The following is a 21784-nucleotide window of genomic DNA, read 5'->3' on the forward strand; positions in this document are numbered from 1 at the left end:
GCCAATAAAAAGCAGCCCTAGAGCTGCTTTTTTGATTTAACTCACTGTAGTTTAAGGCTTTAAATCATGGTTCGACCTTGACGCATTAATTCTTCAATTTCACTTAAGCTGGCCGGATCATCGATGGTGGAAGGAATGGCATAGTCTTCTCCATCGGCTAGTTGGCGCAGGGTGCGGCGAAGAATTTTTCCTGAGCGAGTTTTTGGCAGGCGTTGCACGATAATTGCCTGAGTAAAACAGGCTATCGCGCCAATCTCGTTGCGCACTTTTTGGATCAATTCCTTAGATATTTCCTGTTCGCTTTGCTGCACACCATCCTTTAATACCACTAAGCCAAAGGGCACTTGGCCTTTTAGTTCATCATGGCTGCCGATCACCGCGCACTCTGCTACCGCAGGGTGCGCTCCCACTACTTCTTCCATTTCGCCTGTAGATAAGCGATGCCCGGCAACGTTAATTACATCGTCGATGCGTCCCATAACAAACAGATAACCGTCTTGGTCGATGTAGCCGCCATCCCCCGAGACATAATAACCAGGGAACTGTTTTAAGTAGGCCGATTCAAAGCGTGCTTGGTCACCCCATACCGTGGGTAAGCAACCCGGAGGCAGTGGCAGCTTGATGGCAATAAAACCTTGTTGCATTGGCTCGCAGGGGTCACCCATCTCATCCAAAATACTCACCTGATAACCCGGTAAAGGTTTGCTGGCACTACCGGGTTTAACCGGCATCCGCTCTAAACCTATCGGGTTGCCGGCAATCGCCCAGCCGGTTTCGGTTTGCCACCAGTGGTCGGTCACCGGTTTATCGGTTTTGTTGATGGTCCACTCCAGAGTGGGGGGATCGAGGCGTTCACCGGCCATGAAAATGTCGCGCAGTTGGCTAAGGTTGTAGTCTTTAATTAGCAGGCCATCGGGATCTTCTTTTTTAATGGCACGAAAGGCGGTAGGGGCGGCGAATAAGACCTTCACCTTGTGCTCGCTGGCGACCCGCCAAAATGCTCCTGCATCGGGGGTACGCACTGGTTTACCTTCATATAAAATGGTGGTGCAACCGTAAATTAACGGGGCATATACAATGTAAGAATGGCCCACTACCCAGCCCACATCGGAGGCGGCCCAAAATACTTCGCCGGGTTGCATGTTATAAACGGTTTGCATCGAATAATGCATGGCCACGGCGTGACCACCGTTATCCCGTACCACACCTTTGGGTTTGCCAGTGGTGCCAGAGGTATACAGAATGTACAGCGGATCGGTGGCATCTACTGGCACACAGTCATGTGGTTGCGCTTGTTGTTGCAGGCTTTGCCAGTTCAAATATTGCTGGTTAAAGCCCACCGCTTGTTGTGGGCGCTGCCACACCAGCACCGGTGTGTTCATCTGGGTACTTTGTTCTAGGGCGAGGGTGACCATGGGTAAGTAGTTGATCACCTTGCTGCCTTCTAAGCCGCAACTGGCGGTGAGTATCACCTTGGGTTGGGCATCGTTGATGCGCACCGCTAATTCTTGCGCGGCAAAACCACCAAATACCACCGAATGAATTGCGCCGAGTCTGGCACAAGCCAGCATGGCGATGGCCGCTTGAGGAATCATCGGCATGTATAATACTACTCGGTCGCCTTTACTGACGCCTTGCTCAGCCAGCATACCTGCCGTTTTGGCGACTTCATCACGCAATTGATTAAAGCTGAACTGTTGCTGCTGTCCGGCCACCGGAGAGTCGTAAATCAGTGCGGTTTGTTCGCCGCGACCGCTTTCGCAATGGTAATCTAGCGCTAAGTAGGCGGTGTTTAAACTGCCACCTTTAAACCAGCGGTAGTTACCGTGTTGGTCTTGACTTAGAGCCTGTTGCGGTGGGCTATACCAGGCCAGTTTTTGGGCCTGTTCTAACCAAAACTGTTCGGGCTGTTGCTGGGCAAATTGTGCTTGTTGCTGATAACTCATAGTTCCTCCTCGTCCCTAAGCGACACACTACTTGGCAAGGGGCGGATGTATTTGTTGGGTTAACTCCATGGCGACTTCACTTAGAAGCTGTCACTGGGTACGCGAACCCAACCCTCCATTAAGATTCTGGCGCTGCGACTCATACTCACCTTGTCGACTTGCCAACGATTGTTTTGATAACGCGCCTGAGCTCCTACTTTTAAGCTGCCCGAGGGGTGGCCAAAGCGCACGGCTTCACGCTCGCCGCCGCCCGCTGCTTGGTTAACCAAGGTGCCGGGAATGGCTGCCGCTGTAGCAATTGCCACGGCTGCGGTGCCCATCATGGCGTGGTGTAATTTACCCATGGATAGGGCGCGAACACATAAGTCGTTGTCGGTAGCCTTAATCGCTTTACCGCTAGAGCTTAAGTAGTCTTGCGAGCGTGCGACAAAAGCCACTTTGGGCGTATGTTGGCGCTGCGCCGCCTGTTCTAGTTGCTCAATTAGCCCCATTTTTAAGGCGCCATAGGCGCGAATCTTTTCAAATTTGGCTAGCGCTTGAGGGTCGTTGTTTATCTCTTCCTGTAGCTCGGTGCCGCGGTAGCCAAGCTCCGCCGCATCGAGGAAGATGGTGGGAATACCGGCGTTAATCATGCTAGCGGTGAAGCTGCCCAGCTCTGGCACTTCCAGTTGCTCAAGGAGTTGTCCGGTGGGGAATAGCGCTCCGTCGCCATCGGCTGGGTCGACAAATTCAATTTGCACTTCGGCGGCGGGAAAAGTCACGCCGTCTAGCTCAAAGTCGCCACATTCTTGTACTTCGCCATCCACCATTGGCACATGGGCGATAATGGTTTTTTTAATATTGGCTTGCCAAATACGCACACTAGCAAAGCCATTGTGCGGAATTCTGGCCGGATCCACCAAGCCGCTGTATATGGCGAAGGCGCCCACGGCAGCGGTTAGGTTGCCGCAATTACCACTCCAGTCGACAAAGGCCTTATCAATAGCCACTTGGCCAAATAAATAGTCGACGTCGTGCTCGCGCTGTTGGCTTTTGGCAAGGATGACGGTTTTGCTGGTGCTAGAGCTGGCGCCACCCATGCCATCAATTTGTTTGGCATAAGGGTCGGGACTGCCCACGACTCGTAGCAGCAGCTTATCGCGTGCTTCACCGGGCTGTTGAGCGGCGCTGGGCAGATCTTCTAGCTTGAAGAACAACCCCTTGCTGGTACCGCCACGCATATAACAGGCCGGAATGCGGATTTGTTTTACTGGCTTCATCTGCGGCTCCTTAAGCTGGCTGCTGATTTTCGAGAAAATCTTGAGCAAAGCGCTGTAGTACGCCACCGGCTTGGTAAACCGAGACTTCTTCGGCTGTATCCAAGCGACAAATCACCGGTAAGTCGATACGTTCGCCGTTGGCACGAGTGATCACCAGTGTGAGCCGCTCGCCGGGGGCAGGCGTGCCAATTACGTCGTAACATTCGCTGCCATCAATGTGATAGCTGTGGCGAGTCTTGCCTTCGGTGAACTGCAGTGGCAATACGCCCATGCCCACTAGGTTGGTGCGATGGATGCGCTCAAAGCCTTCAGCCACGATCACTTCAACCCCCGCCAGCCGGACACCCTTGGCTGCCCAGTCGCGCGACGAGCCTTGGCCGTAGTCGGCACCGGCAATAATTATCAGTGGCTGTTGGCGCTGCATGTAGCACTCAATGGCTTCCCACATTCGCATTACTGAGCCTTCGGGCTCTAAGCGGGTGAGCGAGCCTTGTTTCACTTGGCCGTTTTCCAGCACCATTTCGTTAAACAGTTTGGGATTGGCAAAGGTAGCGCGTTGGGCAGTTAAGTGGTCACCACGGTGGGTGGCATAAGAGTTAAAATCTTCTTCGGGTAGCCCCATCTTGGCTAGGTAGGCACCGGCGGCGCTGTCTAGCATAATCGCATTGGAGGGCGATAGATGGTCGGTGGTAATGTTGTCGCCCAACACCGCCAAAGGTCGCATACCTTGTAAGCTGCGTTGTCCTGCTAGCGCCCCTTCCCAGTATGGCGGGCGGCGAATATAGGTGCTTTGTGGTCGCCACTCATACAGCGGTGAACTGCTGCTACCGTAATCCACTTTAATATCAAACATCGGCTCATAGACTTGCTTGAAGTGCTCGGGTTTTACACTTTGTTCGAGCACCGCATCAATCTCTTCATCGCTGGGCCAAATGTCTTTTAGGGTAATCGGCTGGCCTTGGCTATCGTGGCCAAGTGCATCTTTCTCGATGTCGAAGCGAATGGTGCCGGCAATCGCGTAGGCTACCACCAGTGGTGGAGAGGCCAAGAAGGCTTGTTTGGCATAGGGATGAATGCGCCCGTCGAAGTTACGGTTACCGGACAATACCGCCGTTGCATATAAGTCGCGGTCGATAATCTCTTGTTGAATTTTAGGGTCTAAAGCCCCGCTCATACCATTACAGGTGGTACAGGCAAAAGCCACGATACCAAAACCTAACTGCTCTAACTCGGGTAATAACTGGGCTTCTTCTAGGTACAGTTGTACCGCCTTAGAGCCGGGAGCCAAGGAGGTTTTCACCCAGGGTTTGCGGCTCAACCCCAGTTTGTTGGCGTTGCGTGCCAGTAAACCGGCGGCAATCACGTTGCGCGGGTTAGAGGTATTGGTACAGCTGGTGATGGCGGCAATAATACAGGCGCCATCCGGCATTAACCCTTCTTGCGTGGGGACTGGCGCGGCAATGCCGTGGCTGGCTAATTCGCTAGTGGCCACGCGGCGATGCGGGTTGGATGGCCCGGCAATGTTACGACCCACCGTCGACAAATCGAAGCGCAGCACGCGCTCATATTGCGCTTCGCTGAGTTGGTCAGCCCATAAACCCGTGGTTTTGGCGTAGTTTTCCACCAGCGCCACTTGTTCGGCTTCGCGGCCGGTCAGTTTAAGGTAGTCGATGGTTTTATCATCGATGTAGAACATCGCCGCGGTAGCGCCAAATTCCGGCGTCATATTAGAAATGGTAGCGCGGTCACCTAGGGTGAGCTGTGCGGCACCTTCCCCATAAAACTCTAGGTAGCTAGATACTACACGCTGCTCCCGTAAAAACTCGGTGAGGGCCAGTACGATGTCGGTGGCGGTAATGCCGCTTTGGCGTTGTCCGGTCAGCTCTACGCCAATAATATCTGGCAGGCGCATGTAGGAAGCGCGCCCTAGCATTACGTTTTCGGCTTCCAAACCACCTACGCCCACGGCGATGACACCCAGCGCATCCACATGCGGAGTATGGCTGTCGGTACCTACTAGGGTGTCGGGAAAGGCCACACCGTCACGCGCTTGAATCACCGGCGACATTTTCTCCAGGTTGATTTGGTGCATGATTCCGTTGCCAGGGGGAATAACATCAACGTTTTCAAAGGCGGTTTTACACCAGTTGATAAAGTGAAAGCGGTCGTCGTTACGGCGGTCTTCAATGGCGCGGTTTTTGGCAAAGGCATCTTTTTCATAACCGGCGTGTTCCACCGCTAAGGAATGGTCAACAATCAACTGAGTGGGTACCACGGGGTTTACCTTGGCCGGATCGCCGCCTTTTTCGGCAATCGCGTCACGTAAACCCGCCAAATCTACCAGAGCCGTTTGTCCCAAAATATCGTGGCACACCACGCGTGCTGGGTACCAAGGGAAGTCTAAGTCGCGTTTGCGTTGAATTATTTGGCTTAGGGCGGCAGTGAGCTGCTCTGGTGGGCAGCGCCGTACTAGGTTTTCGGCCAGAACTCGAGAAGTATAGGGCAGGCCTGCGTAGGCGCCGGCTTGGATGTCTTCAATCGCTGCGCGGGTATCAAAATAGTCTAATTGGCTATTAGCTAAAGGTTTGCGGTAATCGGTATTCATAAGTGTTTCCACAGCTAAAGGAACAATTCAGTGGAGCTCTAGCTCCACTGACCGGGCGACTAAGCGCGTTGGGCTAAGGGCACGTAAGCACGAGGCTCGCTGCCAGTATAGTCGGCGCTAGGACGAATAATGCGGTTATTGGCCCGCTGCTCCATAATATGAGCGGCCCAACCACTAACCCGTGAACAAACAAAAATCGGGGTAAACAGTGGGGTGGGAATGCCCATGAAATGATAGGCGCTGGCATGGAAAAAATCGGCGTTACAGAACAGTTCTTTCTCGCGCCACATCACTTCTTCCACTCGCTCTGAGACCGCAAACAGGTGCTGGTCGACGCTGGCTTCGCTGAGTTTCTTCGACCAGGCCTTGATTAAGGCATTTCGTGGATCGCTGGTACGATAGATGGCATGGCCAAAACCCATGATTTTATCTTTGCGGGCCAGCATACCCATGATTTCCTGCTCAGCTTGTTCTGGGCTGGTCCAGTTTTCAATCATCGCCATGGCGGCTTCGTTGGCTCCGCCATGCAAGGGGCCGCGCAGTGCACCAATTGCACCGGCTACCGCAGAATGAATGTCGGATAAGGTTGAGGCAATCACCCGGCCGGTAAAGGTTGAGGCGTTAAACTCATGCTCAGCGTAGAGAATTAATGAACATTGCATCACCTGCTCGTGTAAAGGTTCGGGTGCCTTGCCGTGCAGTAACTGTAAGAAGTGTCCGGCGATAGATTTAGCCGAACTTTGAGTAGAAATGCGCTCGCCGGTTTGGCTGAAGCGATACCAGTAACAGATAATCCCAGGCAGTGCCGCCAGTAGGCGGTCGGTATGATGCTGTTGCTGGTCAAAATTGGCTTCAGTTTCTAGGTTGCCTAGCATTGATACACCAGTGCGCATTACATCCATGGGATGCGCGTCGGCGGGGATCAGTTCCAGTACTTTCTTGAGTGAGTCTGGTAGTTCACGCAGGTTGTGTAAGGTGTCGTGATAAGCGGCTAATTGCTCGCAATTGGGGAGTTCACCGTTGAATAACAGGTAAGCCACTTCTTCGAAGCTGGCATGTTCGGCCAATTCGCTAATATCGTAACCACAATAAGTCAGACCTGAGCCGCTTTGACCCACGGTGCATAATTTGGTTTCGCCTGCACTTTGTCCGCGTAAGCCTGCGCCTCCTAAAGCTTTTTGTACCATGATGTTCTCCTTTCATTCATTGCTTGGTTTAACCAGCAAGGCGCATACAGCGCCATATATTGGCTGGCTAATGGGGCTGGGCGGCTAAGTCTTCGCCTGCTCGCTAAGCCCATTCACGTAGTTGTTGGGTTTATTTTTGCTAATTATTTTTTGCTAAATAGCTGGTCGAGCTTTTGCTCATAGTCGTGGTAACCCAAGTAGTCGTAGAGCTGAGCACGGGTTTGCATGCTGTCTACCACTTCTCGCTGGTGGCCATGCTCACGTAGGCTGCGGTATACATTGACCGCGGCTTGGTTCATGGCGCGGAAGGCCGATAGCGGGTAGAGCACCATGTCTACGCCTACGCCAGCTAACTCTTCACCACTAAATAAGGGGGTTTGGCCAAATTCAGTAATGTTGGCCAAGATCGGTACTTTTACCGCTTCGGCAAACTGTTGGTACTGTTCTAAGGTCAACATGGCTTCGGGGAAAATCATGTCGGCACCGGCTTCTACGTATTGGCAAGCACGTTCGATGGCACCGCCCATGCCTTCAATTTGCAGCGCATCGGTACGTGCCATGACCACAAATTCAGGATCGACTCGCGCATCTACCGCGGCCTTGATGCGATCTACCATTTCATCGCTGGACACAATCGCTTTGTTGGGACGGTGGCCGCAGCGTTTTTGGGCCACTTGGTCTTCCATGTGCACCGCGGCGGCATCGGCGCGGATCATTTCTTTTACGGTGCGGGCAATGTTAAAGGCGCCACCAAAACCGACATCAATATCTACCAATAGCGGTAGGTCACAGGCTGCGGTGATGCGACGTACGTCTTCTAATACGTCGTTCATAGTGGTAATACCCAAGTCGGGTAAGCCATATGAGGCATTGGCGATACCGCCACCGGAAAGATAAATGGCTTGATGGCCTTCGCGTTTGGCCATCATTGCGCAATAGGGGTTGATGGTGCCAACAATCTGTAATGGATGCTGCGTTTTCACGGCTTGGCGAAAGCGCGCGCCGGGTGAGGCAGGTGTGCTCATGGCTATACTCCTTGGGGTTGTCTGGTAGAAGCATTGGCTTCTAAGCTTTGGTCGGGAAAGGTTTGCTGGTGTTGTTGTTCAATGGCTTTGCGAGCGCGAGCAATATGGCGGCGCATCAGTAACTCGGCCAGTTCACCATCGCGGTCGGCTAAGGCTTGCCAAATCGCCCAGTGCTCTTGCAGGGCGCGTTCGGGCCGAGAAACCTGTTTACTGGCTTGATAGCGGTACATCCGTAGCAGGTGGTAGAGCTCGTCGCAGAGCAAGTTCACCAAATACTGATTATTACTGCCTTTGATTATCAAGTAGTGAAAGTCAAAATCGCCGTGTTGCTCGAAGTAGGCTTTGCCCTGATGCTGCTGTAAATACTGCTGGTGATGTTCCAGTAGGTTTTTCAACTCGCTAAGTTGTTGACTGCTTAGCTGGGTGGCGGCTAAGCGACAGGCCATGCCTTCTAGGGCTTCGCGCACCGAGTAAATGTCGATCAGTTGCTGCGGGTTGAGTTGCACCACTCGAGCACCAACATGGGGAACGCGTTCTACTAAGCCCATGCCTTGTAGCTTGAGGATGGCTTCGCGCAGCGGGCCGCGACTTACTCCATAGTGTCGAGCCAGTTCTGGCTCTGATATTTTTTTGCCTTGGGCTATCTGGCCACTAACGATGGCTTCAATCAGGGTATCGCTGAGGTTTTGCGATAACAGATTCTGCTTGTCGCTGGTGCCATTTAAAGTCGCTGCTTGAGACATTGCAATTACACACTGGTTACTAAATTGTTGCAGAGTGTAGATCGAATGTTGCGCTGCGATCAAATAATTGTCGACAATTTGTACTAATACTTTAGTTTAATCGGCACTAAAACGTCATTTAAGGCGGGTTTTGTTTACAAACACCGCCTTAAGCGAGGGATTGTCGACAATCTATTCGTTAGTTGGCGTTTAGTTGCTGAGCGATGCTTTCTGGTAAGGCTATTTGCCAGTCTGCCAGCTGTTGCTGGCAGGCCGAAATGCTATTGAGCTGCACAAATTTACAATGATGTGGTACCAGCTCGGCATGAACGCGCTGCACTAGAAACTGCAAAATACCTGATTGTTCAACAAGATAAATACAGTGGCTTAGTTTATGTTGCAGCGCCCAGTTGATTTGCTCTCGCATAATGGGAATGCTTTCTGGAGTCATCAATTGCCAGCGACGAAAATCAAAAATGGCAGACCATGGCTGTTGCTTGAACTGATTAACTACGTTAGTGAGTTGTTGGCTATATTGCTGGGTGGTAACGGTATTCCAGCTGTCGTAAAGCCGAGCATAAACAAAGTCGTCTTCACTGAAAATTTGGTAGCTGCCGTGGCCGCCTGAATTCATACATAACCTCTCTGATACTGTACTACATGAAGCAAAGCAGGCCTACCTAGTGAGCCTAATTACTAACCAAGGCATATTAAACTAAGATACTTATCTTGCTGGTCTAACCAAGAGTGTTTTTAGTGTGAACATTTGCTTGTGATTTAGTCAATAGCAGGTTAGCTTATAACTTCAATTACTTACTGCTTAGAACGAGGCCGACAATGAATAAATATCATTATTTAGCAACTTGCTCGCTTCGAGCTATGTCAACGCTGGTACGCGCCTGTTTTTTCAAACATCGCATGTCTAGCAAGGGACGCCGCAGTTAAGGATTGATCTTTCCATTTATATCCGAGCTGCGAAGTGTCGCAGTGAAGGATTGTGCTAACTTATTTCTCCCCTCTGTGTCACTTCGCTCTCTATCAAGGAGAACGAGACATGATGTCACTTAAAATTCGTCTACTAAGTTTAACCATTGGGCTGTTAGCCCGTTATCAACAACATTTAGAAACCCAACGTTGGCTTAAACAACAACGCCAGCAATCTTGGCGAATAGAGGGAATTAGTGCCCACATAGCCAAAGACATTGGCGTCGATCTCGATGGCCGTATTCGTGCCAAGCTGGATGAGGTGGTAGTCGATACACCAAGCCATGAGCAACACCGTAGAGCATGGAAAAATCCCGCTCCGGGTTTGACCGCCGATACGTGAATTAAGCGCCCTATGGGGCGCTTTTCAATTTAAGCCGCTGATTTGTTAAAAATCATTGGCTAGATCTAGTGCAAACCTTGGAGCATTCTCTCAGCTACAGTACACTAGCGGCAGTTCGCATAATGTAGGAAGCAAAGATGAGCGTTGAGCAAGACACCACCCATTTTGGTTATAAGACAGTAAACCGTGACGAAAAGGTGGGTTTAGTGGCAGAAGTATTCCATTCTGTTGCCAGTAAATATGACCTAATGAATGACCTGATGTCAGGTGGTATTCATCGCTTGTGGAAACGCTTTACGATTGATTGCAGTGGCGTTCGCCCAGGACAAAAAGTCTTAGACCTGGCCGGTGGTACCGGTGATTTAACCGCTAAGTTTTCCCGTATAGTGGGTCCCACGGGCGAAGTGGTACTGGCCGATATTAACGACTCCATGCTTAAAATGGGTCGGGGCAAGCTGCGCGACAAGGGCATTGTTGGTAATGTGCGTTATGTGCAAGCCAACGCCGAGGCGCTGCCATTTCCTGATGATACCTTTGACGCTATTACCATTAGCTTTGGCCTGCGTAATGTGACCGATAAAGATGCCGCATTGCGTTCTATGTATCGAGTGCTTAAACCTGGTGGGCGCTTGCTGGTATTGGAATTTTCTAAGCCAGAAACCAAAGTCTTGAGCAAGGTTTACGATGCTTACTCTTTTCATTTATTGCCTAAAATGGGCAAATTGATTGCTAACGATGCCGATAGCTATCAATACTTAGCTGAATCTATTCGCATGCACCCTGACCAAGAAACCTTAAAAGAGATGATGCAACAAGCGGGCTTTGAAGGGGTGGAATACTACAACTTAACTGGCGGCGTGGTAGCACTGCATCGCGGTTATAAGTTTTAAGAGGCCCTTATGCCGCTATCATCTTTGTTCTCTGCTGGCGTAGAAGCGCTTAGCAATCAACTGCTCAATTTGGACGAGGGCAGCACTCAGCGCCGCAGCCAATTAGCCGGTAAGGTGCTGGCGATTACCATTCAACCTCTGCCTTGCTGCTATTTTGTGGTGAGCGAGCAACAACTTGATGTATTGAACAAGTATGAAGGCGAGCCAGACTGCCGCTTAAGCTTGAATGTATTTACCTTGGCCGAGCTTAAGCAGGCCGATCGTATTCTCAGCCTGATTAAGCAAGATAAGCTGCAGCTAGAAGGCGATATTAAATTGGCGCAGCAGTTCGCCGATTTGTTTTTGCAATTAGAGCCAGATTTAGAAGAAAAACTGTCGCAGCGAATTGGTGATGTGGCGGCTTATCAACTGTTGTCAAAGAGCCGCATGTTGGCTGAAGCCCTAAGCAAGGCCTTTGCCCAAGCACCAGTGAAATTGACCGAATTAGCTAACGAAGAATGGAAGTTATCCGTGGGGCAAGTGGAATACCAAAGTTGGCAGCGTCAGGTACAAACCCTCGCGGCTGACTGTGAACAGTTAGCTCGTCGTATTGAGGGCTTGAGTAAATGACCCCCAAAGAGTTTGCTCGATTCAGGCAGATTAACCGCACCCTATGCCGTTATGGCATAGACCAACTGCTACCTAAACGTTTATGGCCGTGGCCTTTACGGTTGTTACGCTCGCTGGTTTTTTGGTGGCGCAACCAGCATAAAGATGACTCTGCTGGTGCCAGAATACGTTTTGCCATGGAAGAGCTAGGGCCGGTATTTATTAAATTCGGTCAGATGATGTCTACCCGCCGGGATTTGCTGCCGCCAGAAATTGCCGATGAGCTAGCGTTGTTGCAAGATCAGGTGTCGCCCTTTAGTGGTGAGCTGGCCAAGCAACAAATTGAACTGGCCTTAGAGCAGCCGGTGGAAAGCCTATTTGATGACTTTGACATGCAGCCCTTGGCTTCGGCTTCCATCGCTCAGGTGCATACCGCGCGTTTGAAGGAGAATGGCCAAGAGGTGGTATTAAAGGTAATTCGACCGGGCATTGAGCAGACCATTTTGTCTGACATTGCTTTGATGCAGCGTTTAGCTGGCTGGTTTGCTCGCTTCTTTAGTGACGGCCGTCGCTTGCGTCCTCGCGAAGTGGTAGAAGAATACCGCAAAACCATTGTTGATGAATTGGATTTGGCGCGAGAGGCTTCCAATGCGATTCAGTTACGACGCAATTTCTTGAATGCCAAAGAGCTTTACATTCCAGAAGTCTATAGCGATTTATGTCGTAAAAACCTGTTAGTTATGGAGCGCATCTACGGTATTCCGGTAGCCAATATCGACGAGCTAACGGCGCAGAATACCAATATGAAATTATTGGCGGAGCGTGGCGTAGAGGTGTTTTTTACTCAGGTCTTTCGCGATAGCTTTTTCCATGCCGACATGCATCCTGGCAATATCTTTGTTTCGCGTGAACACCCTGAAGACCCTCAATATATTGGTATCGATTGCGGCATCGTCGGCACTCTAAACAAAGAAGATCAGCGTTATTTGGCAGAAAACTTTCTCGCCTTTTTTAATCGCGATTATCATAAAGTGGCCCAGCTCCATATCGACAGTGGTTGGGTGCCCGCCGATACCAAAGTGGAAGAATTTGAAGCAGCCATTCGTACCGTGTGTGAGCCAATTTTTGCCAAACCGCTGTCGGAGATTTCCTTTGGCCATGTATTGTTGAATTTATTTAACACTGCTCGACGCTTCAACATGGAAGTGCAGCCACAACTTGTGTTGCTACAAAAAACGCTATTGTATGTTGAAGGCTTGGGTCGACAGCTTTATCCTGAGCTGGATTTATGGGCCACCGCAAAACCATTCCTAGAACGTTGGATGCGCAAGCAAGTGGGGCCAGAGGCAGTATTTAAAGCCTTGAAAGAAAAAGCGCCTTACTGGTTAGAAACGCTGCCGCATTTGCCTGAGTTGGTTTATGATAATTTGCAGTTGGCCAAGCAACAACAACTGAAGTTTCAGAAATTTACGGCCCAATATTTGCTGCAACAGAAACAACGCCAGCGGAGTTTACTGCTAGCACTGGGAGCCGGCTCTAGTTTAATTTCTGCAGCTTTACTGTACCCCAGTCTTCCGCTGGTGGCCTTGGCCTTAGCGCTAAGTAGCGTAGTCATTGGTTTGAGTAGCTGGTGGCAACTAAAATAGTCGTGTGAGCCAAGTGGCTCGTTGAATGGAAAAAGGAAAAATAAATGGGTGGAATTAGTATTTGGCAGCTGTTGATTGTTGCGGTCATTGTGGTGTTGTTATTTGGCACTAAAAAATTGCGCAATATTGGCGGTGATTTAGGTTCTGCGGTTAAGGGCTTCAAAAATGCCATGAGTGAAGAAGAGGCTAAGAAAAATGAACCGTCTAGCCCCGAGCAATTAGCCCAAAACAAAGAACAAAGCGAAGACGCGAAAGAAAACACTAAAAGCAAAGACCAACAAGGCTAAGCATGTTTGATATCGGTTTTTGGGAGCTCATTTTAATCTCGGTAATGGGCTTGGTGGTACTGGGGCCAGAGCGCTTGCCGGGTGCTATTCGCAGCGTGATGGCAGTGGTGCGAAAAGTGAAGAGCTCGGTATCATCGGTCACCGATGAACTAAAGCAAGAGCTTGAACTTGACGAGCTTCATCGTAACTTAAAAAAGGCCGAACAGCAGGGTTTAGAAACGCTTAATGGCGATTTGAAAGACTCGTTTGAGACTTTAAAAGCGCGTGCTGATTCGGTTAATCGCCCTTATTCTGATAAGCCATCAGTCAGTGATGCGCCCGCATCTGATGAAGTTGATAGCAACCTTAAAACCCGCCAAGAAGATAAATCATGAGTGAAGACGCTAACGCCAGCGCGCAGCCGCTAATTGAACATTTAGTTGAGTTGCGCAATCGACTGTTACGCAGTGTATTGGCCTGCTTGCTGATTTTTCTGGGTTTGGTGTACTTTGCCAACGACATCTATTCGGCTTTAGCAGAGCCCTTGCTAAGTGTGCTACCCGAAAATGCCAGCATGATTGCCACCGACGTAGCGGCGCCGTTTTTTACCCCAATTAAATTAACCCTAGTAGCATCGATCTTTTTAGCCATGCCTTACTTATTGGCACAAGCTTGGGGCTTTATTGCACCAGGTTTGTATCAACATGAGCGTAAATTGCTCATTCCATTGGTATTTGGTTCAGGGTTTTTGTTTTACGCCGGAGTGGCCTTTGCCTATTTTGTGGTATTTCCACTGGCCTTTGCCTTCTTTACCGCAGTTGCGCCGGAAGGGGTCACCATAGCCACCGATATTTCTAACTATCTGGATTTTGTGCTGAAGCTATTTTTTGCCTTTGGCCTGGCCTTTGAGATCCCGATTGCCACGGTATTACTCTGCTGGTCGGGGGCTACCTCAGCTAAACAGCTGCGGGCTAAACGCCCTTATGTGATTGTTGGGGCCTTTGTGGTAGGCATGTTACTCACCCCTCCCGATGTGATTTCGCAAACTCTGCTGGCCTTGCCTATGTGGTTGCTGTTTGAGGTAGGGCTGTTTTTTGCGCGTTTTTATGTAAGCAAAGACGACCAACAAAGCAGCGAAGCTTAAGCGCCCTATGTTTGATATCGCCCTTAATCTGACCAGCTCGCAGTTTGATAAAGACCGTGAGAAGGTGTTGCAACGTGCCCAAGAGGCTGGTGTGAACGGCATGTTGCTGCTAGCCAGTGACTTAGCCGAGAGTCAACAAGTGTGTGACTTAGCCGCCCAGTGGCCCAAGCTTTGTTACGCTACCGCCGGTGTGCATCCTCACAATGCTAAATCGCTTTGCGTGGATGATATTAACCAGCTAAAACCCTTGTTAGCCCAAACGCAGGTGGTGGCAGTAGGGGAATGCGGTTTAGATTTTAATCGAGACTTCTCCCCACGGCCGCAGCAGCTGGCGATTTTTGAAGCTCAGCTGGCCTTAGCCGCCGAGCTGAATATGCCGGTGGTGATGCACGAGCGTGATGCTCATCAGGCCTTCATCGACATAGTGAAGCGTTGGCGCGATAAGCTACCTGGTGCGGTGCTGCACTGTTTTACCAGTGACCAACAAGCCCTGAAAGCCTGTTTAGATCTGGATTTGTACATCGGCATTACTGGTTGGGTGTGTGACGAGCGCCGTGGCCTAGACTTACAGCAGCGGGTGCGAGAAATTCCATCTCAGCGACTGCTGTTAGAAACCGACGCACCCTATCTATTACCGCGCGATCTGCGGCCTAAACCAAAGAGCCGGCGTAACGAACCCTGTTATTTAGGGCATATTTACCAGCGTGTCGCCGAGTTACGTCAGCAGCCTTTAACAGACTTAACTCGGCAAGTCGCCGACAACGCAGCCCGTTTATTTCAACTCCCCTCTTATTAATCGAGATTTATTCTACTCTTTTGACATTTTGCGCGATTTTACGGCGTGGTTTTTGCTTGGCGTTATTCTGAAAAGCTTCCTATGCTTGGTAGATAATATTAAGTCTGCCTAGTCGAAGCATATAACAAGGGTTAAAACCCTATTCAAGGATTAGAATTAACTGTGAACACGCAAGCCTTAACTAAACGTTTCCCCACTATGATGGTAATGCTGATGCTGCTGTTTAGCCCTTTTAGCTGGGCGGCAATAGTCAACAATAACCACCTTTACCAAACCAGCCAAGAGATTCAGCAACAATTACAAGCGATTCGCCAGCACCAGCAACAAGCTACTTTAACGCTGCAAGCTCCAATTTTTGCTGACAAGCTAGCCATTCATTTAGTTTTTAAGGCTCAACAACTAAACCAGTTGGCTGCCAATTTACAAACACAACATGGTATACAGCCTAGTGAGGTGGCTAACATTCCCTACCGAGTCATGCGCCCGCGTAATGTTATGCCTTATTTGCAGCAGTTATCACAGCAGCTTGCTTCGGTGGCGCAAGGCTTAGGCATCAACCAGCCTGTGCAGGCGGAATTACCTTTAGGAAAGTCGGTAAATGATGTGTATCAGCAGTTGGTGGTGATAGAGCTGTTGCTAGAAGGGCTACTGGAGCGCGAGGATCAACAGGTGTTAGCCAGAAACCTACAGCAGATTGAACAAGATTTATTGCTAGTGAGTAAGGCTAGCCAACGACCACTGCAGTTTCATTCCGTAACAGGCATTACTGGGCGTGAGATGAGTGATGTCAACATCATGCTGTTTCAAAGCCTGTATCTATTTCAGCGTTTGTTGCGCCAGTTAGAGGTAGAACCCAGTGAGCCGGGCAGGCTACCTGTGGGGGACTCCAGTTCATATCAAGTGGTGGATTCAAGCGTCACTTTAAAAGCAGAACTACATCGACTTAAAACCAAATTACAATTAGAGCAAGATAGCCAAGTAGACGGCGGGCTACAGTTTAGTGATGCCAATCAAGCCTATGCTGAGGCGCTAAAACTGCGTAACGGTTTGCTAATGATCTTAGGGGAGCCAGCCTTATGATGGATAAACTTAGCTTAAGCCAAAAAATCGCCTTAATCCCGCTGGGCATAGTGCTATTGCTGGCTGTTATGTTGTGGCGAGGGCAGCACTCGTTAAACTCTGTAGAACAACAAACAGCCGATTTTTCAGAAACTATCGAACCGCGAGCCCGCTTGGCGGGGGCGCTGTCGGTAAATGCGCTACAGCGTTTGGTGGTGCAAGCACAATACCGACAAACTGAAGAGCCGCAATTGTTAGAAAACTATCGTCAATTGGCTGAACAGGCCAAACAATTCAATAGTAGTTCCCATTTAAGGTATTTCGAGAACGCCCAGCAAATCAGTGATAATAGCCAAGCCCTCGATCAACACTTTATTGATGACCTAGTACCGAGTTTAGCCGAGTTAAGCCGTTTAGAAAGTGCCGTTTTGGGCCAATATGTGCCACAAATTTTAGCTAAAAGTGCCGATATTCATGCCACGCTTGATCTTGCCAATGCGGGCAGTTTACCGGCATTAACGGTGAGTTTAGCTAATCATGTGCAGGCCGCTTCTTTAGCGCTGATGCGCCATCTAAAACGTGCCGAACCCCGCAGTAAGGATCAATTTTACTTACAACTGTTTGGTGCACAAAATGACCTACTTGATCTACAAACAGGCTTAAATCGTGAGTTTCACCAAGTGTGGATTAATCAAGTCGCCGAGCAGCTTGAACTGTTTACCCAAGCCGCGAGTCGTCTATTTGAATTGCTGCAACAGCAACAAGGGCTGATGAATGACTTGCTCGAACCCGCCGCTGAACAGGTGGTGACGGCGGCTACCTCTAGCCAGCAAAACCAGTGGCAGGTATTAAGCTCTTCCAGTCGAGAAATTAATCAACACTTGCAGAATACCGCTTGGACAAACTTAGCTTTTGGCCTTTCCATTGTTGTTATTGCCTTGTTGATGAGCTGGGTAATCACCCGTTTAATTCGTCAACCAGTGGTGACCATGGTGCAAGCGATGCAGGCGATAGCGCAAGGAGACGGTGATCTAACCCAGCGCTTAAGTGTTAAAGGCAAGGACGAGATAGCTCAATTGGCGCTGGCCTTTAATCAATTTATCGACTTGTTGCAGTCCACCGTTAGCAGCATTAACCAGAATGTGGAACGGCTGAGCTTTGCTGCGCAGCAGTTGAATGATTTAGCCCAAGACTCACAGCAACAGGTTGGAGAGCAGCAACATGCAGTGGCCACGGTAAGTGAGCACGTGGGACAGCTTGCTCAAGGCTTTAGCAGTGTCGCCGAGCATGTACGCACCGCCGATCAGTCTGCTGGGGCTATTGACCAGGCCTCTTTACAGGGGCGGCAGTTAACCCAAGCGGCTACCTCACAGATCGAGCACTTGGTGACTCAGGTGGATGGCGCTTCGGAAGACATGCGAGAGTTAGCGCAAAACAGCCAAGAAGCCAGCAAAATTTTGGATGTGATTAACAGCATTGCCGAGCAAACCAATTTATTAGCTTTGAATGCTGCTATTGAGGCAGCGCGAGCCGGCGACCATGGCCGAGGTTTTGCGGTGGTAGCCGATGAGGTGCGTAATTTAGCCAAGAAAACCCAAGATTCCACCGAGCAAATCGAGCAAATGATGGCGGATTTAGTGAGTGGTGCAGAGAAAACAGAAGCGCAAATGCAACAAGGCAAGCAGCAGGCCAGTGCCAGTTTTGAGCTAATGTCTGAAATGCAGCAGTCGGTTCAGCAAACCCACCACTTGGTGAGTAATATTACTCAGTTATTGGATGACGTGAGCAGTGCTTGCGATACTCAGCTGAGTACTTCAGATACGGTGGTAGCAGAGATGAAAGGCATTGAGTCCGCGGCGCAACGTAGTTTACAAGGCACCGAACACACCGCCGAACAAGCCCACAAAGTGGGAGAGTTAAGCCGCCTAATTCAGGCCAGCATAGCCAATTTCAAGGTATAAACTCACTCTAAGCCGCTAGCCACCCAACCAGATTATTCAAGTCGCTTACCCCAAGGGAATTAGTCATGTATAACCCTGGTAAGTAGTGTGGATTAGCGGCGAAATGCAGGTAAAAGCTAACGAAGTTGAAGGTATCGCGGCGGGTTATGCTATGGACTTAGATAGTGATGTTGAGTTGTATGTGCCTTAAACTTGGCTCTCTCGTGTCGTAAGGGGGGTTAGCTTCGTTTTTATCATTTGGTTTTATATTGAGTTGTTAGTGATGATTTCGCCCTGACGGCGATATACTTTTCTTTGCTGGCCAAAGAAAAGTATACAAAAGAAAGGCCACCCAAGCATCTCCTTCATCCTGCGTTCCGCATTCACAAGGGCGTTGAAGTAACTCGCTACGCTCAAACAGACTTCAACTTAGATCCCTTGTTCACTTGCGTTACTCGGCGGATATGATGGGGTTAAAAATGCGCAATCTTGACTATCGAGAGTATGAAAGGTTTTTTGCCGAAAAGGAGTTTGCTGAGGTTGTTTTATTAGGCCGTTGGCTTCGTTGTTATTATTGGTTTTTGTATTGATCTATTGGGATAATTCCACCCCTGAGGGCAACGTCATAAGTCTTGCTAGTTTAAAGATCGATAATGACTTTGAAATAGGCAAATACTTAACGTCAGTGCTTTTCAATCCCTTCATTATCGCCGAGCAGCGCCGATGACAAGCGATCAAGCCGAGCACTGTTTGAGCGAAGCGAGTTGCGCAGGCGCGCTTGGAACCAAGCCGCGCAGGATGAAGATAATGTGGGGCGAGCTTTCTTTTTGCTTCGTTTTTCTTTTCTCGCAAAAGAAAAATGACGTCGCCGTAGGCGAAAGCTCTTTATTGCGGGCTTATAAAGAGAAGTCAGCCTGCATCTTCTTAAATCCTATGTCCAAGCTTACAAAGCGATGCTTTGTTTAGAACCAAGCCTCCAACTTGTTTCAAGCGTAATCTTAACTACCAAAGTCAGTAGGCTCTAACTGGTCCTGATTTTTTTAGGCTGCTTACTGTATGATTGCTCAATATTTTCTTGATACTTGCTGGTTCGGCGAGACAAGTCCGTTCCTACCTTGTAAGGTCGGCTAAGCTTGCAAGGTCGCAATAATAAAATGTTAACAGTATTGAGGGATTTTCGTGGCTGATTACATAAATAAAAACATTCTTAGTCAGGCGTATATTCACGTTGAGCCAGCGGGAATAGAAACTGAAGAACAGCTTGAAGCGTTCAAAGAAAGCATAAGAGCTTTTGCGTTAAGTCGTACAGAGTTTTTCTTATCTGAAGGGCTTGATATCAATATTGAGTTTGAAGATGGGTCGATTAAAACACGAGTAACGGTTATTGGTACATTAATGCTTCTACTACAAGGCATTAGCTCATACAAAGACTTTAGAGAAGGTCTTCAATTGCTCTATTCGGATTCAAAGTGGTTGTCAGATGCAATCATATCGGAGTCTTTGTATCAAACCAAAGCAAAACACCATGATGTAATTCGGGTTGAGGCTAGGACTGGAATAATTGGCTCTGTTCATAAGGTATTGAATCAGCTAGAAAGGATTAAAAGTGGTGCAAAAGGCGCTATGCTTGCTTCCGACATTGTTGAAAAAATCGATGATGTTCAAGATGAATTATCAAAGCTAATGGATAATATCTGTGACTTAGATGATCGCAACTTAGTCGCTAAAGAGTGCAAATATTTGGTTCAAGAATTACCAGAGATACCAGTACCTCCGAAAGATAAAACCAATAGCAATCATGCTATCAACGAATATCGACGCAAAAAGTCTATACTTAGCTCCTCTATAGATATTCATGTAATTGTTGATGAGTAAGGTAAAAGCATACTGTTAACAAACGCTTTAAGACGGATTCGCAACGCTCGGCGGTTTTGGTTTGAATTGGCTTTTGTGTTTACAGTGTAATGATTGAGTGTCGTGGTAGCGTTGCTCACTACTTAACGGGGCGTTACAAATCATATGCTCAGATATACGAAAATAAACATAGATAATATTGATAAATGTATAGAGTTTCGAAAAGATTCCTATGCCGCCAGCTTTCCTAATTCGGATGAATGGATGCAATACTGGAATGAGGATTTGTACCGTGATTCTTTGAAAAAGCATGCTGAGCTATTTCCTGACGGGCTTTGGCATATTTGGTTGCGAGACGAATTGATTGGGCAGCTTGAGTTCGCTTATAGAGAACGCCATGGCCATGTTAATTTGTTTTATCTACGCCCCGAATTTAGGGGGCAAGGTTATTCGTCAAATCTTCACGAGCATGTTGTAGATATTCTGCGCTCACATGATTGCCAAACTGCAACACTTAGGGTTACACCACAAAACATCAGGGCCAGGCAATACTATGAAAAGCATGGTTGGGAAGATAAGGGAACTGACAGCCACTATGATTACGTTCACCTATATTCTAAAGATTTGTAACAAAACGCTGAAGCAGTACGTACTTAAATTTACCGCTTCGCGACGGGCCTAGGATTTATTCCTTCGTCGCTCACCGCTAAGCTAAGCGTTACTTAAAACTCGCTCTAACATCCGCAATGGTAATAAACAGCTTATTTTTAGTATCTTGAAATGCTTGAAAGCCATAGCGTTCATAAAAATCTATTGCGCCGTCTTTGGCATCAACAATAACCACGGGGAATGCGACGCTATCACTGGCTGCTAATAACTTGTGAAGCGCGTCAATAAGCAACCACTCGCCAAAACCTTTTCCTTTATATCGTTCATCCACAGCCAAACGAGCGATCAACCCTCCTGACGTTGATGGTTGGTGCTTCTTTTGCAACTTATCGGGCAATGTTTTTAAGTCAATGGGGGCCATTGTGAGGGTGTAAAAGCCGATGATATGTGAGTTGTCGTTATCATCTTCTAGAACAAAGGTTCTGGTGTTGTCTTTCTTTGCTTGCTGGCCCGCCATTATTTTTAAGTAATTATTGAGAGACTGAATACCACAGTTGAATCGGTTTCTATCGTGTTTCGCTTTATCTAGAAGTACCGTTTTCATTATTGGGCTTTATTCTCGTAGCGTTCAGCAGCGGCTTTAAGTTTTGTGTTCGGTGTTGCTGGGCGGTCTAAAGCTTCCATTAGTAACATAGTGTCAGCTTGGCTCAGTTTTAAAGCCTGCTCACGTTCAATGACTTGTTTCGCTTTTTCAATGGCAGCATTTAGCACAAATGAGTTAATGCTCGACATGCCAGCAATTGCGGCAGCCTTTGTCAGTAAATCTTGTGTATCAACATCAACTCTAGCGGTGATGCGAGGCAAGGTAGTCGCCATAATAATATCTCCAGTCGTGTCAAAGTGGCACATGGTGATTATGGT

21 protein-coding genes are annotated in these 21784 nt (G+C 48.7%); 12 read left to right on the top strand and 9 right to left on the bottom strand.

Features of this window, described 5'->3' with window-relative positions:
- Window positions 1-59: 59 nt before the first annotated feature.
- The 7 genes from ACQY6Q_RS02335 to ACQY6Q_RS02365 form a co-directional block, all read right to left on the bottom strand.
- Window positions 60-1946 carry a propionyl-CoA synthetase gene (locus ACQY6Q_RS02335; protein WP_427977400.1) on the bottom strand — a complete coding sequence of 629 codons (1887 nt, stop codon included), beginning with the start codon at window positions 1944-1946 and terminating at the stop codon, window positions 60-62.
- An 80-nt stretch (window positions 1947-2026) separates the two neighbouring features.
- Window positions 2027-3205 (bottom strand): 2-methylaconitate cis-trans isomerase PrpF, encoded by a 1179-nt coding sequence (gene prpF, locus ACQY6Q_RS02340; RefSeq protein ID WP_427977403.1) that lies wholly within the window; start codon window positions 3203-3205, stop codon window positions 2027-2029.
- Window positions 3206-3215: 10 nt separating this feature from the next.
- The gene (gene acnD / locus ACQY6Q_RS02345) at window positions 3216-5810 is read right to left on the bottom strand and encodes a Fe/S-dependent 2-methylisocitrate dehydratase AcnD (protein ID WP_427977405.1); all 2595 of its coding nucleotides are present in this window, start codon (window positions 5808-5810) and stop codon (window positions 3216-3218) included.
- A gap of 59 nt (window positions 5811-5869) precedes the next feature.
- Window positions 5870-6997 carry a bifunctional 2-methylcitrate synthase/citrate synthase gene (prpC, locus tag ACQY6Q_RS02350; RefSeq protein ID WP_427977407.1) on the bottom strand — a complete coding sequence of 376 codons (1128 nt, stop codon included), beginning with the start codon at window positions 6995-6997 and terminating at the stop codon, window positions 5870-5872.
- A gap of 143 nt (window positions 6998-7140) precedes the next feature.
- Window positions 7141-8022, bottom strand: coding sequence for a methylisocitrate lyase (gene prpB / locus ACQY6Q_RS02355; protein ID WP_427977410.1), 882 nt, complete (start codon window positions 8020-8022; stop codon window positions 7141-7143).
- A gap of 2 nt (window positions 8023-8024) precedes the next feature.
- Entirely contained in the window at window positions 8025-8765 is a 741-nt protein-coding gene (locus tag ACQY6Q_RS02360; protein WP_427977413.1) for a GntR family transcriptional regulator, read from the bottom strand.
- A gap of 178 nt (window positions 8766-8943) precedes the next feature.
- The gene (locus tag ACQY6Q_RS02365; protein ID WP_427977415.1) at window positions 8944-9378 is read right to left on the bottom strand and encodes a hypothetical protein; all 435 of its coding nucleotides are present in this window, start codon (window positions 9376-9378) and stop codon (window positions 8944-8946) included.
- A gap of 420 nt (window positions 9379-9798) precedes the next feature.
- Here ACQY6Q_RS02365 and ACQY6Q_RS02370 point away from each other — a divergent pair, with 420 nt between their 5' ends.
- The 12 genes from ACQY6Q_RS02370 to ACQY6Q_RS02425 all read left to right on the top strand — a co-directional run bounded on the left by ACQY6Q_RS02370 (window position 9799) and on the right by ACQY6Q_RS02425 (window position 20884).
- Window positions 9799-10071, top strand: coding sequence for a hypothetical protein (locus ACQY6Q_RS02370; RefSeq protein WP_427977418.1), 273 nt, complete (start codon window positions 9799-9801; stop codon window positions 10069-10071).
- 137 nt (window positions 10072-10208) lie between these two features.
- On the top strand, window positions 10209-10961 hold the full coding sequence (gene ubiE, locus ACQY6Q_RS02375; protein ID WP_427977421.1) for a bifunctional demethylmenaquinone methyltransferase/2-methoxy-6-polyprenyl-1,4-benzoquinol methylase UbiE: 753 nt from the start codon (window positions 10209-10211) through the stop codon (window positions 10959-10961).
- Between the two features lie 9 nt (window positions 10962-10970).
- Window positions 10971-11570, top strand: a complete 600-nt coding sequence (locus ACQY6Q_RS02380) for a ubiquinone biosynthesis accessory factor UbiJ (RefSeq protein ID WP_427977424.1) — start codon at window positions 10971-10973, stop codon at window positions 11568-11570.
- A complete protein-coding gene (gene ubiB, locus ACQY6Q_RS02385) occupies window positions 11567-13195 on the top strand; it encodes a ubiquinone biosynthesis regulatory protein kinase UbiB (protein WP_427977426.1) in 1629 nt (542 codons plus the stop codon). The genes ACQY6Q_RS02380 and ubiB overlap by 4 nt, the downstream gene beginning before the upstream one ends.
- A gap of 44 nt (window positions 13196-13239) precedes the next feature.
- The gene (gene tatA / locus ACQY6Q_RS02390) at window positions 13240-13482 is read left to right on the top strand and encodes a Sec-independent protein translocase subunit TatA (RefSeq protein ID WP_427977428.1); all 243 of its coding nucleotides are present in this window, start codon (window positions 13240-13242) and stop codon (window positions 13480-13482) included.
- A 2-nt stretch (window positions 13483-13484) separates the two neighbouring features.
- Complete coding sequence (gene tatB, locus ACQY6Q_RS02395; protein WP_427977431.1) at window positions 13485-13856, top strand: Sec-independent protein translocase protein TatB; 372 nt, start codon at window positions 13485-13487, stop codon at window positions 13854-13856.
- The gene (gene tatC, locus ACQY6Q_RS02400; protein WP_427977433.1) at window positions 13853-14605 is read left to right on the top strand and encodes a twin-arginine translocase subunit TatC; all 753 of its coding nucleotides are present in this window, start codon (window positions 13853-13855) and stop codon (window positions 14603-14605) included. The genes tatB and tatC overlap by 4 nt, the downstream gene beginning before the upstream one ends.
- Before the next feature lie 7 nt (window positions 14606-14612).
- On the top strand, window positions 14613-15401 hold the full coding sequence (locus ACQY6Q_RS02405; protein ID WP_427977436.1) for a TatD family hydrolase: 789 nt from the start codon (window positions 14613-14615) through the stop codon (window positions 15399-15401).
- Between the two features lie 162 nt (window positions 15402-15563).
- The gene (locus ACQY6Q_RS02410; protein WP_427977438.1) at window positions 15564-16481 is read left to right on the top strand and encodes a hypothetical protein; all 918 of its coding nucleotides are present in this window, start codon (window positions 15564-15566) and stop codon (window positions 16479-16481) included.
- Window positions 16478-18421, top strand: a complete 1944-nt coding sequence (locus tag ACQY6Q_RS02415; protein ID WP_427977441.1) for a methyl-accepting chemotaxis protein — start codon at window positions 16478-16480, stop codon at window positions 18419-18421. The genes ACQY6Q_RS02410 and ACQY6Q_RS02415 overlap by 4 nt, the downstream gene beginning before the upstream one ends.
- A 1158-nt stretch (window positions 18422-19579) precedes the next feature.
- Window positions 19580-20275: a hypothetical protein gene (locus tag ACQY6Q_RS02420; RefSeq protein WP_427977443.1), complete on the top strand. Its 696-nt coding sequence runs from the start codon at window positions 19580-19582 to the stop codon at window positions 20273-20275.
- A gap of 144 nt (window positions 20276-20419) precedes the next feature.
- Window positions 20420-20884 (top strand): GNAT family N-acetyltransferase, encoded by a 465-nt coding sequence (locus tag ACQY6Q_RS02425; protein WP_427977446.1) that lies wholly within the window; start codon window positions 20420-20422, stop codon window positions 20882-20884.
- An 88-nt stretch (window positions 20885-20972) separates the two neighbouring features.
- Here the strand turns inward: ACQY6Q_RS02425 and ACQY6Q_RS02430 are convergent, their stop codons facing one another.
- Both ACQY6Q_RS02430 and ACQY6Q_RS02435 read right to left on the bottom strand, forming a co-directional pair.
- Window positions 20973-21470, bottom strand: a complete 498-nt coding sequence (locus tag ACQY6Q_RS02430) for a GNAT family N-acetyltransferase (protein ID WP_427977448.1) — start codon at window positions 21468-21470, stop codon at window positions 20973-20975.
- On the bottom strand, window positions 21467-21739 hold the full coding sequence (locus ACQY6Q_RS02435) for a DUF1778 domain-containing protein (protein ID WP_427977451.1): 273 nt from the start codon (window positions 21737-21739) through the stop codon (window positions 21467-21469). The genes ACQY6Q_RS02430 and ACQY6Q_RS02435 overlap by 4 nt, the downstream gene beginning before the upstream one ends.
- Window positions 21740-21784: the final 45 nt, after the last annotated feature.

The sequence above is a fragment of the Agarivorans sp. genome (assembly GCF_050295395.1).
Taxonomy (GTDB): Bacteria; Pseudomonadota; Gammaproteobacteria; order Enterobacterales; family Celerinatantimonadaceae; genus Agarivorans.

What these genes read in the sequence shown, in the direction of transcription:
- ACQY6Q_RS02335 (WP_427977400.1), bottom strand. Translation starts at nt 1,946, where the DNA reads ATGAGTTATCAGCAACAAGCACAATTTGCCCAGCAACAGCCCGAACAG.
- prpF (WP_427977403.1), bottom strand. Translation starts at nt 3,205, where the DNA reads ATGAAGCCAGTAAAACAAATCCGCATTCCGGCCTGTTATATGCGTGGC.
- acnD (WP_427977405.1), bottom strand. Translation starts at nt 5,810, where the DNA reads ATGAATACCGATTACCGCAAACCTTTAGCTAATAGCCAATTAGACTAT.
- prpC (WP_427977407.1), bottom strand. Translation starts at nt 6,997, where the DNA reads ATGGTACAAAAAGCTTTAGGAGGCGCAGGCTTACGCGGACAAAGTGCA.
- prpB (WP_427977410.1), bottom strand. Translation starts at nt 8,022, where the DNA reads ATGAGCACACCTGCCTCACCCGGCGCGCGCTTTCGCCAAGCCGTGAAA.
- ACQY6Q_RS02360 (WP_427977413.1), bottom strand. Translation starts at nt 8,765, where the DNA reads ATGTCTCAAGCAGCGACTTTAAATGGCACCAGCGACAAGCAGAATCTG.
- ACQY6Q_RS02365 (WP_427977415.1), bottom strand. Translation starts at nt 9,378, where the DNA reads ATGAATTCAGGCGGCCACGGCAGCTACCAAATTTTCAGTGAAGACGAC.
- ACQY6Q_RS02370 (WP_427977418.1), top strand. Translation starts at nt 9,799, where the DNA reads ATGATGTCACTTAAAATTCGTCTACTAAGTTTAACCATTGGGCTGTTA.
- ubiE (WP_427977421.1), top strand. Translation starts at nt 10,209, where the DNA reads ATGAGCGTTGAGCAAGACACCACCCATTTTGGTTATAAGACAGTAAAC.
- ACQY6Q_RS02380 (WP_427977424.1), top strand. Translation starts at nt 10,971, where the DNA reads ATGCCGCTATCATCTTTGTTCTCTGCTGGCGTAGAAGCGCTTAGCAAT.
- ubiB (WP_427977426.1), top strand. Translation starts at nt 11,567, where the DNA reads ATGACCCCCAAAGAGTTTGCTCGATTCAGGCAGATTAACCGCACCCTA.
- tatA (WP_427977428.1), top strand. Translation starts at nt 13,240, where the DNA reads ATGGGTGGAATTAGTATTTGGCAGCTGTTGATTGTTGCGGTCATTGTG.
- tatB (WP_427977431.1), top strand. Translation starts at nt 13,485, where the DNA reads ATGTTTGATATCGGTTTTTGGGAGCTCATTTTAATCTCGGTAATGGGC.
- tatC (WP_427977433.1), top strand. Translation starts at nt 13,853, where the DNA reads ATGAGTGAAGACGCTAACGCCAGCGCGCAGCCGCTAATTGAACATTTA.
- ACQY6Q_RS02405 (WP_427977436.1), top strand. Translation starts at nt 14,613, where the DNA reads ATGTTTGATATCGCCCTTAATCTGACCAGCTCGCAGTTTGATAAAGAC.
- ACQY6Q_RS02415 (WP_427977441.1), top strand. Translation starts at nt 16,478, where the DNA reads ATGATGGATAAACTTAGCTTAAGCCAAAAAATCGCCTTAATCCCGCTG.
- ACQY6Q_RS02425 (WP_427977446.1), top strand. Translation starts at nt 20,420, where the DNA reads ATGCTCAGATATACGAAAATAAACATAGATAATATTGATAAATGTATA.
- ACQY6Q_RS02435 (WP_427977451.1), bottom strand. Translation starts at nt 21,739, where the DNA reads ATGGCGACTACCTTGCCTCGCATCACCGCTAGAGTTGATGTTGATACA.